This is a genomic window from Plantactinospora sp. DSM 117369, assembly GCF_053764795.1.
Genome location: NZ_CM132446.1, coordinates 7,755,685 through 7,767,996, shown reverse-complemented (window position 1 = coordinate 7,767,996; position 12,312 = coordinate 7,755,685). Strand labels below are relative to the sequence as shown.

17 protein-coding genes are annotated in these 12,312 nt (G+C 72.0%); 9 read left to right on the top strand and 8 right to left on the bottom strand.

Annotation, left to right across the window (positions count from 1 at the left end; genetic code table 11):
• Nucleotides 1-36: 36 nt before the first annotated feature.
• The 5 genes from ACSMXO_RS33035 to ACSMXO_RS33015 form a co-directional block, all read right to left on the bottom strand.
• Nucleotides 37-450, bottom strand: coding sequence for a DoxX family protein (locus ACSMXO_RS33035; protein WP_455415098.1), 414 nt, complete (start codon nt 448-450; stop codon nt 37-39).
• Between the two features lie 182 nt (nt 451-632).
• Nucleotides 633-1,013: a VOC family protein gene (locus ACSMXO_RS33030; RefSeq protein WP_455415097.1), complete on the bottom strand. Its 381-nt coding sequence runs from the start codon at nt 1,011-1,013 to the stop codon at nt 633-635.
• A gap of 163 nt (nt 1,014-1,176) precedes the next feature.
• The gene (locus tag ACSMXO_RS33025) at nt 1,177-1,371 is read right to left on the bottom strand and encodes a DUF397 domain-containing protein (RefSeq protein ID WP_455415096.1); all 195 of its coding nucleotides are present in this window, start codon (nt 1,369-1,371) and stop codon (nt 1,177-1,179) included.
• A 17-nt stretch (nt 1,372-1,388) separates the two neighbouring features.
• Nucleotides 1,389-1,583, bottom strand: a complete 195-nt coding sequence (locus ACSMXO_RS33020) for a DUF397 domain-containing protein (RefSeq protein WP_455415095.1) — start codon at nt 1,581-1,583, stop codon at nt 1,389-1,391.
• Nucleotides 1,580-2,377, bottom strand: coding sequence for a helix-turn-helix domain-containing protein (locus ACSMXO_RS33015; protein WP_455415094.1), 798 nt, complete (start codon nt 2,375-2,377; stop codon nt 1,580-1,582). Before ACSMXO_RS33015 ends, ACSMXO_RS33020 begins: the two co-directional genes overlap by 4 nt.
• 238 nt (nt 2,378-2,615) lie before the next feature.
• Here ACSMXO_RS33015 and ACSMXO_RS33010 point away from each other — a divergent pair, with 238 nt between their 5' ends.
• From ACSMXO_RS33010 to ACSMXO_RS32980, 7 genes are all read left to right on the top strand, one after another.
• Complete coding sequence (locus ACSMXO_RS33010) at nt 2,616-2,984, top strand: hypothetical protein (RefSeq protein ID WP_455415093.1); 369 nt, start codon at nt 2,616-2,618, stop codon at nt 2,982-2,984.
• Entirely contained in the window at nt 2,981-3,253 is a 273-nt protein-coding gene (locus tag ACSMXO_RS33005) for a hypothetical protein (RefSeq protein WP_455415092.1), read from the top strand. Before ACSMXO_RS33010 ends, ACSMXO_RS33005 begins: the two co-directional genes overlap by 4 nt.
• A 112-nt stretch (nt 3,254-3,365) precedes the next feature.
• On the top strand, nt 3,366-4,010 hold the full coding sequence (locus ACSMXO_RS33000) for a hypothetical protein (protein ID WP_455415091.1): 645 nt from the start codon (nt 3,366-3,368) through the stop codon (nt 4,008-4,010).
• A 28-nt stretch (nt 4,011-4,038) separates the two neighbouring features.
• Nucleotides 4,039-4,491 carry an HIT family protein gene (locus ACSMXO_RS32995; RefSeq protein WP_455415090.1) on the top strand — a complete coding sequence of 151 codons (453 nt, stop codon included), beginning with the start codon at nt 4,039-4,041 and terminating at the stop codon, nt 4,489-4,491.
• A gap of 314 nt (nt 4,492-4,805) precedes the next feature.
• Entirely contained in the window at nt 4,806-5,351 is a 546-nt protein-coding gene (locus ACSMXO_RS32990) for a hypothetical protein (RefSeq protein ID WP_455415089.1), read from the top strand.
• Between the two features lie 149 nt (nt 5,352-5,500).
• A complete protein-coding gene (locus tag ACSMXO_RS32985; RefSeq protein WP_455415088.1) occupies nt 5,501-6,349 on the top strand; it encodes a glucose 1-dehydrogenase in 849 nt (282 codons plus the stop codon).
• Between the two features lie 28 nt (nt 6,350-6,377).
• A complete protein-coding gene (locus ACSMXO_RS32980) occupies nt 6,378-6,701 on the top strand; it encodes a plasmid stabilization protein (protein WP_346257869.1) in 324 nt (107 codons plus the stop codon).
• Between the two features lie 49 nt (nt 6,702-6,750).
• Here the strand turns inward: ACSMXO_RS32980 and ACSMXO_RS32975 are convergent, their stop codons facing one another.
• Nucleotides 6,751-6,918 carry a hypothetical protein gene (locus ACSMXO_RS32975; protein WP_455415087.1) on the bottom strand — a complete coding sequence of 56 codons (168 nt, stop codon included), beginning with the start codon at nt 6,916-6,918 and terminating at the stop codon, nt 6,751-6,753.
• Nucleotides 6,919-6,945: 27 nt separating this feature from the next.
• Complete coding sequence (locus ACSMXO_RS32970) at nt 6,946-8,208, bottom strand: MFS transporter (protein WP_455415086.1); 1,263 nt, start codon at nt 8,206-8,208, stop codon at nt 6,946-6,948.
• Nucleotides 8,209-8,669: 461 nt separating this feature from the next.
• On the opposite strand from ACSMXO_RS32970, the gene tuf reads away from it, so the two are divergent.
• A complete protein-coding gene (gene tuf, locus ACSMXO_RS32965) occupies nt 8,670-9,857 on the top strand; it encodes an elongation factor Tu (RefSeq protein WP_346257866.1) in 1,188 nt (395 codons plus the stop codon).
• Nucleotides 9,858-9,933: 76 nt separating this feature from the next.
• On the opposite strand, the gene ACSMXO_RS32960 is transcribed toward tuf, so the two are convergent.
• The gene (locus ACSMXO_RS32960; protein WP_455415085.1) at nt 9,934-10,983 is read right to left on the bottom strand and encodes an ArsR/SmtB family transcription factor; all 1,050 of its coding nucleotides are present in this window, start codon (nt 10,981-10,983) and stop codon (nt 9,934-9,936) included.
• Between the two features lie 70 nt (nt 10,984-11,053).
• Between ACSMXO_RS32960 and ACSMXO_RS32955 the strand changes: the two genes are divergently transcribed.
• Nucleotides 11,054-12,244, top strand: coding sequence for an MFS transporter (locus tag ACSMXO_RS32955; RefSeq protein WP_455415084.1), 1,191 nt, complete (start codon nt 11,054-11,056; stop codon nt 12,242-12,244).
• Nucleotides 12,245-12,312 lie beyond the last annotated feature (68 nt).

The following is a 12,312-nucleotide window of genomic DNA, read 5'->3' as shown; positions in this document are numbered from 1 at the left end:
GACGATCGTTCCCGTCGGAGCAGACCGGCCCGCGTCTCAACCGCGGGCTTGACCCGTGGCTTTCAGGACCGCCAGGTCACGGCGGCGGAACCAGGCGATGAGCGCGGCCACCACCAGATACCCGATCGCCATCAGTGGGCTTGCGCCGAGCACGACTGCGCTGGTGAAGGCGGCGCCGACGAGCAGGCCCGCCAGGCACAACGCTGCCAGAGCGGCGAACCGGGGAACGAACAGGCCGATCCCGCCAGCAATCTCAAGCGCGCCGACGACGTACCGGAACCACTGCCCCGCGCCGATGTCGTCGAACATGGTCACCATCGACGGATCGCCGGAGAGCTTGGCGATACCACCTCCGGCGATGCCCAGTCCGAGCAGGATCTGCGGAATCCACAGCAGGCGGCGAGGCGTGGTCCGGGTACGGGTACGGGTGTTGCTGGTCATGGTGCTCATCGGAGCCTCCTAGACGTGTCGGTGTCGATACGTCGAGACTGCCGCCCGGGACCCGACACGGGCATCCGTGGCGACCACCTGATCCACCACGGATCGGTGACTCCGTGGCCCGACCGTGGCACAGTCGACGAACGCGAGCACCACTCGACACGCTCAGTGCCCTTGGCGTCGTAGGTCCTGTCCTACCCGCGCCGGACCAGGCAGAACGGATGCCCGGCGGGGTCGGCATAGACACGCCAACCCCGGTCATCCGCGCTGCCGTCCAGCACCGTCGCCCCCAGGGCGAGCACCTGCTCCTGGGCGCGGTCCAGGTCCGCGACACCGAAGTCCAGGTGGAACTGCTGGGGACGCGCCGGATCGGGCCAGCGCGGTGGCCGGTAATCCGCCACTCGCTGGAAGGCCAGGACGAGGCCGGACGGCGTGTGCAACGTCGCCCAGTCGTCGCCGAGTGCCCACCGCCGATCCCGCCGGTTGACCTCGCCGCCGAGGATCGCCCGGTAGAACTCGGCAAGCTCCGCCGGACGAGAGCAGTCGAGCACCACGCACTCCAGGTCAGCGATCATGGGCCGATCCTAGGCGGCGGGCAGTGATCGGGTCGGTGCACCGCCGGCACCGGCAACAGGAGTTCCGGCACGTCAAGAGCGGGACGAGTTGTGGAAACCGCGTCAGTGGTCCCGAACCACCCCCAGGCCCCGGCATCTTCGCCGGGGCCTGGTCCGGGCGTGGTCAGGCAGTCGGGCCGAGCTGCTTGGCGAGGCTGACGAACGCCTGCCAGCGGGCCGGTCCGAAGGCGAGGGTGCCGCCGTCGCGGTCTTTGGTGTCGCGTACGAGCACGATGCCGGGCAGGTTGTCCGCCACTTCGACGCAGGACCCGCCGTTCGCACCCGAACGGCTCGACTTCCGCCAGTTGGCGCCGGTCATGTCTGTCCCCTTGTCGCTCAGACGGTCGGTTGGTGCTGCTTGGCGAGGCGTACGAACGCCTGCCAGTGGGCCGGTCCGAAGGCGAGGGTGCCGCCGTCGCGGTCCTTGGTGTCGCGTACGAGCACGATGCCGGGCAGGTTGTCCGCCACTTCGACGCAGGACCCGCCGTTGGTGCCCGAGCGGGTCGACTTGCGCCAGTTGGCGCCGGTCATGTCCATTCCTTCGCCGCCTCCCTGATCAGTTCGAGCGATTGCACCATCGGAAGGGCCTCGCTGCGGATGGCCTCCCAAGTCCCCTGGAGCGTGGCGAGGTCCTCCGCCCGGTCGACGATCTGCGCCCGCACTTGGTGATCGAGATGCGCCACCACAGACTGGTCCGGCAGTGTCGCCAGGATGAACCCTCCCTGGAGCCCAGCGTAGACCCCGACTTCTTGAGGAACCACGAGGATCTGCACGTTAGGCAGCTCCGCGCACTTCACCAGATGGTCAAGCTGCTCGGCCATCACGCTCGGGTGCCCGCGCACCGGCCGCCGGAGGACCATCGCATCGATTACGAAGATGCACTGTGGTGGATTGTCGACCGTGAGCACGGCTTGCCGATCCAGCCGACTGCGAACTCGCTGCTCGACCTGCTCCGGCGGGAGGTGTACACCCGTCAGCAGCGCTCGGGCGTACGACTCGGTCTGGAGCAGGCCGGGGACGAAGGCTGGCTCGTACCAGCGGAGCAGGCGGGCCAGGCGCTCGAACTCGATCCAGTCGCGGAGCCAGGCCGGGGTGCTGTCCAGCTTGGCGAGCTTCTTGAGCATCCGGCTGAACGTGCCGCCGGTCTGGAAAGCCTGGTCGATCTTTTCCATGTATTCGTCGGTCGGCGGACGCTGGCCGGTTTCCACCGAGCTGACATGTGATCCGGAATAGCCGATCTTGCGCCCGAACTCCTCCTGACTGAGTCGCTGCTCAGCACGAAACAGCCTAAGCTCGGCGAGGACGTATTCCGTGACGAGTCCCATCGATAATCCCACCTCTGCTCACTGCCGAAGACGCGTTCCACAAAATCGCTCGCCCGCCGCTCTGACCTGCACGGATGCCGCGAGCACGTATCGACCGTAGTGCACTCCACAGCAGAGTGTCACTAGCGGAACCGCTCGGAATTCAAATGGCATGGTGACCGGCCGGGCGGAACCTGCGGGGGCCATCTCACTTCCCCCCGTAATGAGATGGCCCCCTTCCAACTCGGAAGGAGACGCGATGCGGAAAGTGCGCCGGACCCGGCCCGTCCCACTCGTTTTCCGGCATCGACCCGACTGGCGCCGGCTGTGGTTGTGGTGCCGGTGCGGGCGGCGGTGGTCGTCCTGCCCGTACCGGGGACTCTCGATCCTGCTGCCGCAGACGGTCCCGACACCCGACCTGCCGCCCCAACTCGCGGTGCCGCTCGTCCCGCCGACAGTGGACCCGCCACCGCCGCTGCCGTCGATGCCGCCGCGCGGGCGCAACCAGCATCCCCGCTGGAACGCGGAGTACCCGACCCGCCGAACGCTGCCGACGCTGGTCGACGGCGGTCGCGGCACGGCGGGGGAGCGGCGGCGGGGCCGCGTCGGCACCGGGGCGTGGAGATGACGGCCCCGGAGTCGCCGGTCGGCCCCCACACGCCGCTGCGGCCACTCTGGCTGTGTCGCACCGACGGGCAACCCTGGCCGTGTGCGGCCGCCCGACTCAGCCTGGTCCGGGAGTACCCGGACACCCGGGTCGCGCTCTGCGTCTATCTCGGCTCGTCGCTCGCCGAGGCGTACCGGGATCTGCACGCACTCAACCCGGGCGGCGCCCCGGCGGCGACGGTGCTCAGTGAGCGCTTCCTCGGCTGGGTGCCCGGCCGATCCGGCCGCTGATGCCCCGCCACGACGGCGGCACCGGCACGGTGCCCCTTAACCTCAGTTGACCAGGGCGGATATCCAAATACAAGACTGGAATTCGGCCCGTGACGAGGTCACGATTCTGGGCATGCCATGGGACCCGTTCAGCACCCTGCGCCGGGCGCTCTGGATCGGCGGCGGCCAGTGGGCCGGCAAGTCGACGGTGGCCGGAATCCTCACCGAGCGGTACGGCCTGACGCACTACCACTACGACTACCACGACGCGCGCGGCCACGACGACCGCCGAGTGGCACGCCGGATCCGGCGTGGCGAGCCGGCCCACCCCGACTGGGAGACGTTCTGGGTCCGCACGGCGCCGGAGGAGATGGCCCGGCAGGTGCTGGTGGAGTTCGCCGAACGCTTCGAGTGGGTGCAGGACGACCTGCGGGCGCTCGCCTCACCCCGGCCCATCCTGGCCGAGGGTTGGGGGCTGCGACCCGATCTGGTCGCGCCGGTCGCCGGATCGACCCGGCGGATGGTGGTGATGGTGCCGACCGAGGAGTTCCGGCAGCGGCAGCTCGACCGGCTACCCCGGGCCGGTCGGCTCGGTCACCAGGTCAGCGATCCCGAACTCGGGCAGCGGAACCGGATTCAGCGGGACCGCCTGCTCGCCGACGACGCCGTACGCGGCGCCCGCCGGCTCGACATCCGGGTGATCGAGGTCGACGGCAGCCGGGACGCGGAAGGGGTCGCCGACCTGGTGGCCGCGCACTTCGCTCCGTTCCTGCCGTGACCTCGCCACCGGAGTGCAGGATGGAGCGATGACCGGGGACTGCTACTCCTGCCGGGAGGAGAACAACCTCGGCACCGCGTCGCTCGCCGAACGGCTGCACCTGACCGACCACTGGCGTACGGCGCACGCGTTCAACTCCAGCCTGCCCGGCTGGCTGATCGTGCTGCCACGGCGGCACGTCACCTCGATCGCCGAGTTGACCCCTGCCGAGGCCGCCGAGCTGGGCCCGCTGGTCCACCGGCTCAGCACCGCCCTGCACGACGCCGTACGCTGCGAGAAGACCTACGTGATGCAGTTCGCCGAGGCAGAGGGCTTCGGGCACGTGCACTTCCACCTCGTACCCCGGATGCCGGACCTTCCGCCGGAGCATCGCGGGCCACGGGTCTTCCACTACCTCACCCGCCCGGAGAGTGAGTGGCTGACGACCGACCAGCGCGAGGAGATCGCCGCCGCCATCGCCGACCGGCTCCGGACGGGATGATCCTGGAACCCGCCGGCCGTCTCAGGACTCCGGCCCGGCCCGCACGGCCGCCTCGGCGAGCAGCCGGCGGGCGGCGGTGCGGGATCTGATCCGGACGAAGGTCAGGTGGCGCCAGGCCGGGTCGGCGGAGGCCGCGAGATAGCGCGCCCGATAGACCGAATGCCGTTGCCAGGCCCCACACGATCACCGACTCGTCCGGGTTGGTGGCGAAGAAGATGCCCAGCGTTCCCGGTTGCCGCCGGTCGTCGATTTCGCGGGGCTCGGGCCGGGCTGGCGGGCGGCGTCCACAATGAGGACCGATCATCGGAGGCACCATGGATACCGCGCTGGATCTGCCGGTCGTACCGGATCTGCCGCCGGTCTGGCTGCTGGACGTCGACGGCGTGATCAACGCCCGCCGGCCGGGGTGGGGCCGGGCGGCCCGCCGGGCCGACGTCTGGTCCGAGGCGGACCGGTGTGAGTACCCGCTGCGCTGGGCCGGCGCGCTCGTCGACCGGATCCGTACCCTGCACGAGTCCGGGGCGGTGGAGGTGCGCTGGTGCAGCACCTGGTGCCCGGAGGCGGACGTGCTGGAGCGGCTGTGGCGGCTGCCGGTGCTGGAACGGGCCCTCCGCTGCGACCCGGTGCCGACCGGCGAACTGGGCTGGCCGGTCAAGCTGGCCGCCGCGCACGCGGTGCTGGCGTCCGGCCGTACCCTCGTCTGGACCGACGACGAGGCGATCCCGGCCGGCGACCGGATGCTGGATCGGGCGGTGGCCCGGGGTGTCGCCCTGCTGATCGCGCCCGACCCGGGCCGGGGACTCCGCCCGGCCGACCTGGACGCGATCGAGGCGTTCGCGCGGCGGCACGCCACCATGTGACGACCGCTGCGGCCGGCGCTCGGCCCAGCTCCACGGGTTTACCACCTGCCGGGTATGGGGACATTTGCCACCGACGGCCGGGAAAGGCTCCGTCCCTCCCGGCCCGCCGTCCCTGAACCCGAGGAGCGACGAACCCGAGGAGCGCCCCGATGCCCGAGGACCAGCAGGCCGAACCGCAGCAGCAGCCCCCCGGCACCCTGCAGGGGATGCATGCCAAGCCCGACCACGGCGAGGACTCCTACCGGGGCGCCGGTCGACTGGCGGGCAAGAAGACGGTGATCACCGGCGCGGACAGCGGCATCGGCCGGGCGGTCGCCCTCGCGTACGCCCGGGAGGGCGCCGACGTGCTGATCTCGTACCTGAGCGAGCACGAGGACGCCCGGGAGACCGCGAAGCTGGTCGAGGACGAGGGCCGGCAGGCGGTACTCGTCGCCGGGGACGTCGGCGATCCGGCGGTGTGCCGGGCGGTGGTGGACCGGGCGGTCGAGGAGTTCGGCCGGATCGACGTACTGGTGAACAACGCCGCCTACCAGATGACGCACGAGAGCCTCGAAGAGGTCACCGACGAGGAGTGGCAACACACCTTCGACGTCAACATCACGGCGATGTTCCGGCTGGTCCAGGCGGCGCTGCCGCACCTCGGTGAGAAGGCGTCGATCATCAACACCAGTTCGATCAACTACGACACGCCGCGCCCGACGCTGCTGCCGTACGCGACCACCAAGGGCGCGATCGCGAACTTCACCGCCGGCCTGGCCCAGATGCTCGGGGAGCGGGGGATCCGGGTCAACGGGGTCGCGCCCGGCCCGATCTGGACCCCGTTGATCCCGTCCACCATGCCACCCGAACAGGTCGAGAAGTTCGGCAAGAACACCCCGCTGGGCCGCCCCGGCCAGCCGAAGGAGGTCGCCCCGGCGTACGTGCTGCTCGCCTCGGACGAGGCCAGCTACATCTCCGGCGCGATCATCCCGGTCACCGGGGGCAAGCCCATCCTCTGACCATCCTCCCCCCGAAAGGAGTCCCGTCATGCCCGCAGGGTCGAGTCCGAAGCGGGAACGCCAGTACAAGCACATCAAGGCCAGTGCGCGAAAGCGCGGTGAGTCGACCGAGCGCGCCGAGGAGATCGCCGCCCGGACGGTCAACAAGGAACGCGCCCGGGCCGGCGAGTCGAAGACCGCGAGCCGCTCCTCGGTCAAGGACGTCTCCTCCGGGCACCGGGGCGGCAAGCGGTCGCACACCGGCGCGCAGGGGCGTACCAGGGAACAGCTCTACAACGAGGCGAAGAAGCGCAACATCAAGGGCCGGTCGAGCATGTCCAAGGCCGAGTTGGAGAAGGCCCTGGCGCGCTGAGAACCCGCAGAACGGTACGGCCGTCGCGGTGGCCGTACCGTTCCGCGGGTCAGCGCCGGGCCGCCGTGATCCGGGCGCCGATCGCGTCGAGGACCAGGTCGAGCCCGAAGGTGAAGCGGTCCAGCAGCCGTTGCAGGGTGTAGGGGAGCGCCGGGTCGGGGACGTCGAACGCACCGGCCGCGCCGAGCGCGTCGAGCCGGGGAAACCGCCCGGCCATCCGCTCGGCCAGCAGCGGGGCGCGAGATCAGCGCCGAACTGGGTCGCTGACCACGGGTGCGGTGGCGACCCGGGCCACCCGGCGTTCCCGGGGCGGGCCGGCGAGGAGATGGCCGGCGACCGCGAGCAGGCCGAGCGCGGCGACCGCCAGCCAGTGACCGTCGCCGAGATACTGCAGGCTCGCCCCGCCGACCGCCGGGGCGACGAAGGCCGCGGCCGGGAAGGTGAGGAAGAAGACCGCCTGGTAACGGCCACGTAGCCGGGGCGGGGCGAGTTCGGCGTTGATCTCCGCGTTCGGCGGTGCGGCGAGCATCGCGCCGACGGTCCAGACCAGCGCCGCCAGCAGGTACCCGGGCAGCCCGTCGGCGACGGCCAGGCCGGCGTACCCGAAGGCGGCCAGGCCCAGCGCGGTGGCCAGCACCCGGTGCTTGCGGCGACCGTCGATCAGCCGGGGCACGAAGAGCTGACCGATCACGATGAACAGCCCGCCCAGCGCCACCACCAGCCCGTACGCCGAGGAGCTGAGGCCGTCGGCGCGCATCGCCAGCGGCATCACCGTGGAGTTCTGCGCGGTGATCACGGCGTGCGCGAAGGTCAGCGCGACGAAGGCCAGGAAGATCCGGTCGGTGAGCGGGGTACGCAGCCCGACGCGGCGGGCCGGTGCCGCTTCCGGGTCACCCGCCGAGGCTGCCGGGGCCGTCCGGACCAGGGTCTCCGGCACCTTCCAGGCGATGATGACCGTGGTGGTGAGGGTGGCCGCCGCGTCGACCAGGAACAGCGCCAGATAGCTCGCCTCGGCGAGCAGCCCGGCCAGCGCCGACGCGCCCGCCATGCCGAGGTTGAACGCCCAGAACTGCAGGTTGAACGCGCGGGAGCGGCGGGGCGCCGGCACCACGTCGACGATCGCGGCGACGAAGGCCGGGCCCGGCATCGAGTGGGCGATCCCGACCAGGGCGGCGAGCAGTGCGATCGCCGGCAGGCTGGTCACCACCGCCATGCTCGCCATCAGCGCCGACGCCGCCAGGTGCGACCAGACCAGGGTGCGGCGCCGTCCCCAGCGGTCGGCGAGTACTCCGCCGAGCAGCACTCCGGCCACCCCGCCGAGCCCGTACGCCCCGACCACCAGTCCGGCGAGCGCGTCGCTGGCCCCGCGCGCGTCGGTGAGGTAGAGCGGCAGGAACAGCATCGCGAACGCGCCGACCCGGTTGATCAGCAGTCCTGACCAGAGGAACCAGAAAACCGCCGGTAGCCCGCCGGCCGTGTCGCGCAGCCACGCCCCTAGCGCCCGCACCCGTCCTCCGGTAAGGATTGTTTCCAGTAGTACGCCGCAGTCGACCGTAGAGAAGCCGACCGCAGGTCGCCAGGGTGTCGCTTGTCACCTGCGCGCCCACGCCGGAGTGCGCCGCGATGGTGGCCGGGAATTCGGTCGCGGTCGGTGGCGTTCCGGTCTAGCGTGATCGACATGTTCGGCACGGTCGGCTTCGTGTGGCCCGCAGGGTTCCTCCTGCTGGGCCCCGCCGCCGTGTGCGTGGCGTCGACCCCGTCGCACCAGCCCGGCCGGCTGGATAGCGGCGCGCGAGGCTGACCCTCCTCCCGCACCAGCAGAACCCACGGAGGAGGGTGGCCCGGATTCCCGGTGCCGCCCTTTCTGGCGCACCGGATGCGCGGTTCTGGCGCGGTTCCCCCTCTCGCGGTCTGGCATCCGCCCGCGCTCGTCGCCCGCCAACCCGTCTCTCCATTGAGGACAGTCTCATGGCCAAGAGCCAGTTCGTTCGTACCAAGCCGCACCTCAACATCGGCACGATGGGGCACGTCGACCACGGCAAGACCACGCTGACCGCCGCGATCACCAAGGTGCTCGCCGACCGGGACCCGGCGGTCAACCGGTTCGTCGCCTTCGACGGCATCGACCGGGCGCCGGAGGAGGTCGCCCGGGGCATCACCATCACCATCGCGCACGTCGAGTACGAGACCGCCACCCGGCACTACGCGCACGTCGACATGCCGGGTCACGCCGACTACGTGAAGAACATGATCACGGGGGCGGCGCAGGTGGACGGGGCGATCCTGGTCGTCTCGGCGCTCGACGGCGCGATGCCGCAGACCCGGGAGCACGTACTGCTCGCCCAGCGGGTCGGGGTGCCGTACCTGGTGGTGGCGCTGAACAAGGCGGACGCGGTGACCGACCCCGAACTGCTCGACCTGGTCGAGCTGGAGGTGCGGGAACTGGTCAGCGAGTACGGCTTCCCCGGTGACGAGGTGCCGGTGGTGCGGGTCTCCGCGCTGCGGGCCCTGGAGGGCGACCCGGCCTGGGTCAGGTCCATCGCGGACCTGCTCGACGCGGTCGACCGGTACGTCCCGGTGCCGCCGCGCGAACTCGACCGGCCGTTCCTGATGCCGATCGAGAACGTGCTCACCATCTCCGGCCGGGGGACCGTGGTGACCGGAGCCGTCGAGCGGGGCTCGCTGCGCGCCGGTGACCCGGTCGAAGTGGTCGGGCTCGCCCCGACCCTGTCGACCGTGGCGATCGGGCTGGAGACCTTCGGCCGCTCGCTGGAGTCGGCGCAGGCCGGGGACAACGCGGCGGTACTGCTGCGCGGGGTCAAGCGCGACCAGGTGCAGCGGGGGCAGGTGGTGGCCCTGCCGGGCAGCGTCACGCCGCACCGCCGGTTCACCGCCCAGCTCTACGCGCTGACCACCGCCGAGGGCGGTCGGCGTACCCCGTTCCACGCCAACTACCGGCCGCAGTTCTACTTCCGGACCACGGACGTGGTCGGCGCGGTGGACCTGGGCGAACTGCCCCAGGTGGCCCCCGGCGACACCGTGGCGATCACGGTCGAGCTGGGCAAGCCGATCGCGATGGACGTCGGGCTCGGCTTCGCCGTCCGGGAGGGCGGCCGGACGGTCGCCGCCGGCACGGTGACCGCGCTGCTCGACTGAGGCCGGGCGCCGGGCGCCGGCCGGGTCGGTCGTCGGCCGGCGCCCGGCACGCCTGGCTGGCCCGTCGACCGGTGACTCAGCCGGCGGTCCGCTCGTCGGACCGCCGGCTGATCCGGACCAGCCGGTCACCGTCGGCGGTGCGGAAGTAGAGCACGTACCGCCCCGAGCGGCGCCGCCGCACGAGCTGGGCGTCGAGCAGTACCCGCAGGTGCCCACCGACCGAGCCCAGCCCGTGACCGGTCGCGGCGACCAGCCCGGTGGTGCTGGTCGGCGAGTCCAGCCGGGCCAGGATCTCCGCCCGGACCGGGCCGAGCAGCCGGCGAAGGGCCGCCGGCGGGGCGGCACGGGCCGGATCGGCCAGGAGTCCCTGGCACGGGTAGACGACGGTGTGCCGGTGCGGAGTGCCGGAACCGCCGCCCCCCCGGATCTCGGAGCCCACCCAGCCCCGGGGAGAGGTACTCGGCACGAAGAGCAGCCCAGCGTCGCCGAGATCCTGCGGCGGCAGGTCGTACGTGTTGATCTGGAGCTGCCCCCGCCCCAGCCAGCGCATCCCCGGCCGCATCCCGTCCAGTGCGGCGGCCCAGCCGCCCGAGCTGAGCAGGTGGGTCCGGGACACGATGTCGGCCTCGAAGAGCCGCTGCCGGCGCGGCCAGTCCGGGCGCAGGATGCGGCACCAGACCCAGTCCAGCAGCTCGGCGGCCCGTTCCGGCAGGTCGGCGCCGCGCAGCTCGGCGGGGACCGGCCCGCGCAGCCCGGTCGCCAGGTCGGCGCGGGCCGCCTCGGCCGGTACGGCGCGGATCCGGCGCAGCTCGGCGGCGAAGATTTCCTCGGCGCTACCGGCCGGGGTCCCGGCGGCGTCGGTGCGGCTGCCGAGGAAGTCGGTCGGCGTGCCGAGGAAGTCGGGCAGCCACCGGGGCGGGAAGGCGCTCCGGACGAAGGCGACGGCGAACGGGTCCTCCGCCAACCGGGCCCGGTACGCGGCCGAGTGCGCGTCGATCCAGGCTCGCTGACCGGGCAGCGTCGGATGGCCGTCCAGCATCTTGAGCACCGCGACCGTCTCGACCAGCGGGGAGAGGGCGAATCGGCTGCGGGCCAGCACGTCCGCGTCGAGCAGCCAGAGCCCCACGACCACCTCCGGTTTCGTCTTCAGGTGAAAAGGTATCTGCCCGCCGGGCGGCCCACCCAGACTGCCGTCCGTGCGTACCTATCGGGAGTTGTTCCGGGTCCCCGAATTCCGTCCTCTCTTCTTCGCGATCTCCGCCCAGATGGCGGCGGGCACCGTCAACGGGCTCGCCCTCGGCACCCTGGTGTACTCCGCCACCGGGTCACCGCTGCTCGCTGCGCTCAGCCTCTTCGGCCCCTTCTTCGCCCAGGTGGTCGGCGCCACCACGCTGCTCTCGATGGCCGACCGGGTGCCGCCACGGGCCGCGCTGGTGGGCATCAAGCTCTTCCTCGGCGTCAGCACGCTCGCGATGGCCCTGCCCGGCATGCCGATCTGGGCCATGTTCATCGTGCTCGGGCTGATGGGGCTGGCCGGCTCGGTGGGCGGCGGGATCCGCTGGGGTCTGCTCGGCGAGATCCTGCCCGACGGCGGCTACCTGCTCGGCCGCTCGGTGATGAACATGTCGGTCGGGGCGATGCAGGTCAGCGGCTTCGCGCTCGGCGGCGCCCTGCTCACCGTCGCCACCCCGCGCCAGGTGCTGCTGATCGGTGCCGGCCTGCATCTCTGTGCCGCGCTCGTCGCCCGGTTCGGCCTCACCCGCCGCCCGCCGAGGGCGGTCGGCCGACCCTCCGTCCGCCGGACCTGGCAGGTCAACACCCAGCTCTGGGCGACACCCGCCCGCCGGTACGTCTACCTCGCGCTGTGGCTGCCGAACGGGCTCGTCGTCGGCTGCGAGGCGCTGTTCATCCCGTACGCCCCGGAAACCGCCGCGGTACTCTTCGTCGCCGGTGCCCTCGGGATGCTCGCCGGAGACACCGTCGTCGGCCGGTTCGTCCCGGCCCGGTGGCGGCAGCGGCTCGTCACGCCGCTGCAACTGTCGCTCGGGGTGCCGTACCTGCTCTTCGCCCTGCCGATCCCGTTGCCGGTCGCCGCGCTCGCCGTCGCCGCCGCCTCGGCCGGATTCGGCGGCGGGGTGCTGCTCCAGCAGCGCCTCGTGGACCTCACCCCGGCGCAGATGCGCGGCCAGGCGCTCGGGCTGCACTCCTCGGGGATGCTGACCATGCAGGCGGTGGCCGCGACCCTGGCCGGTACCGTCGCCCAGTACCTGCCGGCCGGTGCCGCCATGACCGTGATGGCGACGCTCTCCCTCCTGGTCACGCTCCTGCTCCGCCCCGGGCTGCGCGCCCCGGCCGACACCCGTACCCCGGAACCGGCGCCGGTCTGACCCGGGTTCCGGCGGGAGCCTGCCCGTGTCGGCGGGGCGTCGGGGCGGGCCGGTCGGCGGTGGCTCGA

What these genes read in the sequence shown, in the direction of transcription:
- ACSMXO_RS33035 (WP_455415098.1), bottom strand. Translation starts at nt 450, where the DNA reads ATGAGCACCATGACCAGCAACACCCGTACCCGTACCCGGACCACGCCT.
- ACSMXO_RS33030 (WP_455415097.1), bottom strand. Translation starts at nt 1,013, where the DNA reads ATGATCGCTGACCTGGAGTGCGTGGTGCTCGACTGCTCTCGTCCGGCG.
- ACSMXO_RS33025 (WP_455415096.1), bottom strand. Translation starts at nt 1,371, where the DNA reads ATGACCGGCGCCAACTGGCGGAAGTCGAGCCGTTCGGGTGCGAACGGC.
- ACSMXO_RS33020 (WP_455415095.1), bottom strand. Translation starts at nt 1,583, where the DNA reads ATGACCGGCGCCAACTGGCGCAAGTCGACCCGCTCGGGCACCAACGGC.
- ACSMXO_RS33015 (WP_455415094.1), bottom strand. Translation starts at nt 2,377, where the DNA reads ATGGGACTCGTCACGGAATACGTCCTCGCCGAGCTTAGGCTGTTTCGT.
- ACSMXO_RS33010 (WP_455415093.1), top strand. Translation starts at nt 2,616, where the DNA reads ATGCGGAAAGTGCGCCGGACCCGGCCCGTCCCACTCGTTTTCCGGCAT.
- ACSMXO_RS33005 (WP_455415092.1), top strand. Translation starts at nt 2,981, where the DNA reads ATGACGGCCCCGGAGTCGCCGGTCGGCCCCCACACGCCGCTGCGGCCA.
- ACSMXO_RS33000 (WP_455415091.1), top strand. Translation starts at nt 3,366, where the DNA reads ATGCCATGGGACCCGTTCAGCACCCTGCGCCGGGCGCTCTGGATCGGC.
- ACSMXO_RS32995 (WP_455415090.1), top strand. Translation starts at nt 4,039, where the DNA reads ATGACCGGGGACTGCTACTCCTGCCGGGAGGAGAACAACCTCGGCACC.
- ACSMXO_RS32990 (WP_455415089.1), top strand. Translation starts at nt 4,806, where the DNA reads ATGGATACCGCGCTGGATCTGCCGGTCGTACCGGATCTGCCGCCGGTC.
- ACSMXO_RS32985 (WP_455415088.1), top strand. Translation starts at nt 5,501, where the DNA reads ATGCCCGAGGACCAGCAGGCCGAACCGCAGCAGCAGCCCCCCGGCACC.
- ACSMXO_RS32980 (WP_346257869.1), top strand. Translation starts at nt 6,378, where the DNA reads ATGCCCGCAGGGTCGAGTCCGAAGCGGGAACGCCAGTACAAGCACATC.
- ACSMXO_RS32975 (WP_455415087.1), bottom strand. Translation starts at nt 6,918, where the DNA reads ATGGCCGGGCGGTTTCCCCGGCTCGACGCGCTCGGCGCGGCCGGTGCG.
- tuf (WP_346257866.1), top strand. Translation starts at nt 8,670, where the DNA reads ATGGCCAAGAGCCAGTTCGTTCGTACCAAGCCGCACCTCAACATCGGC.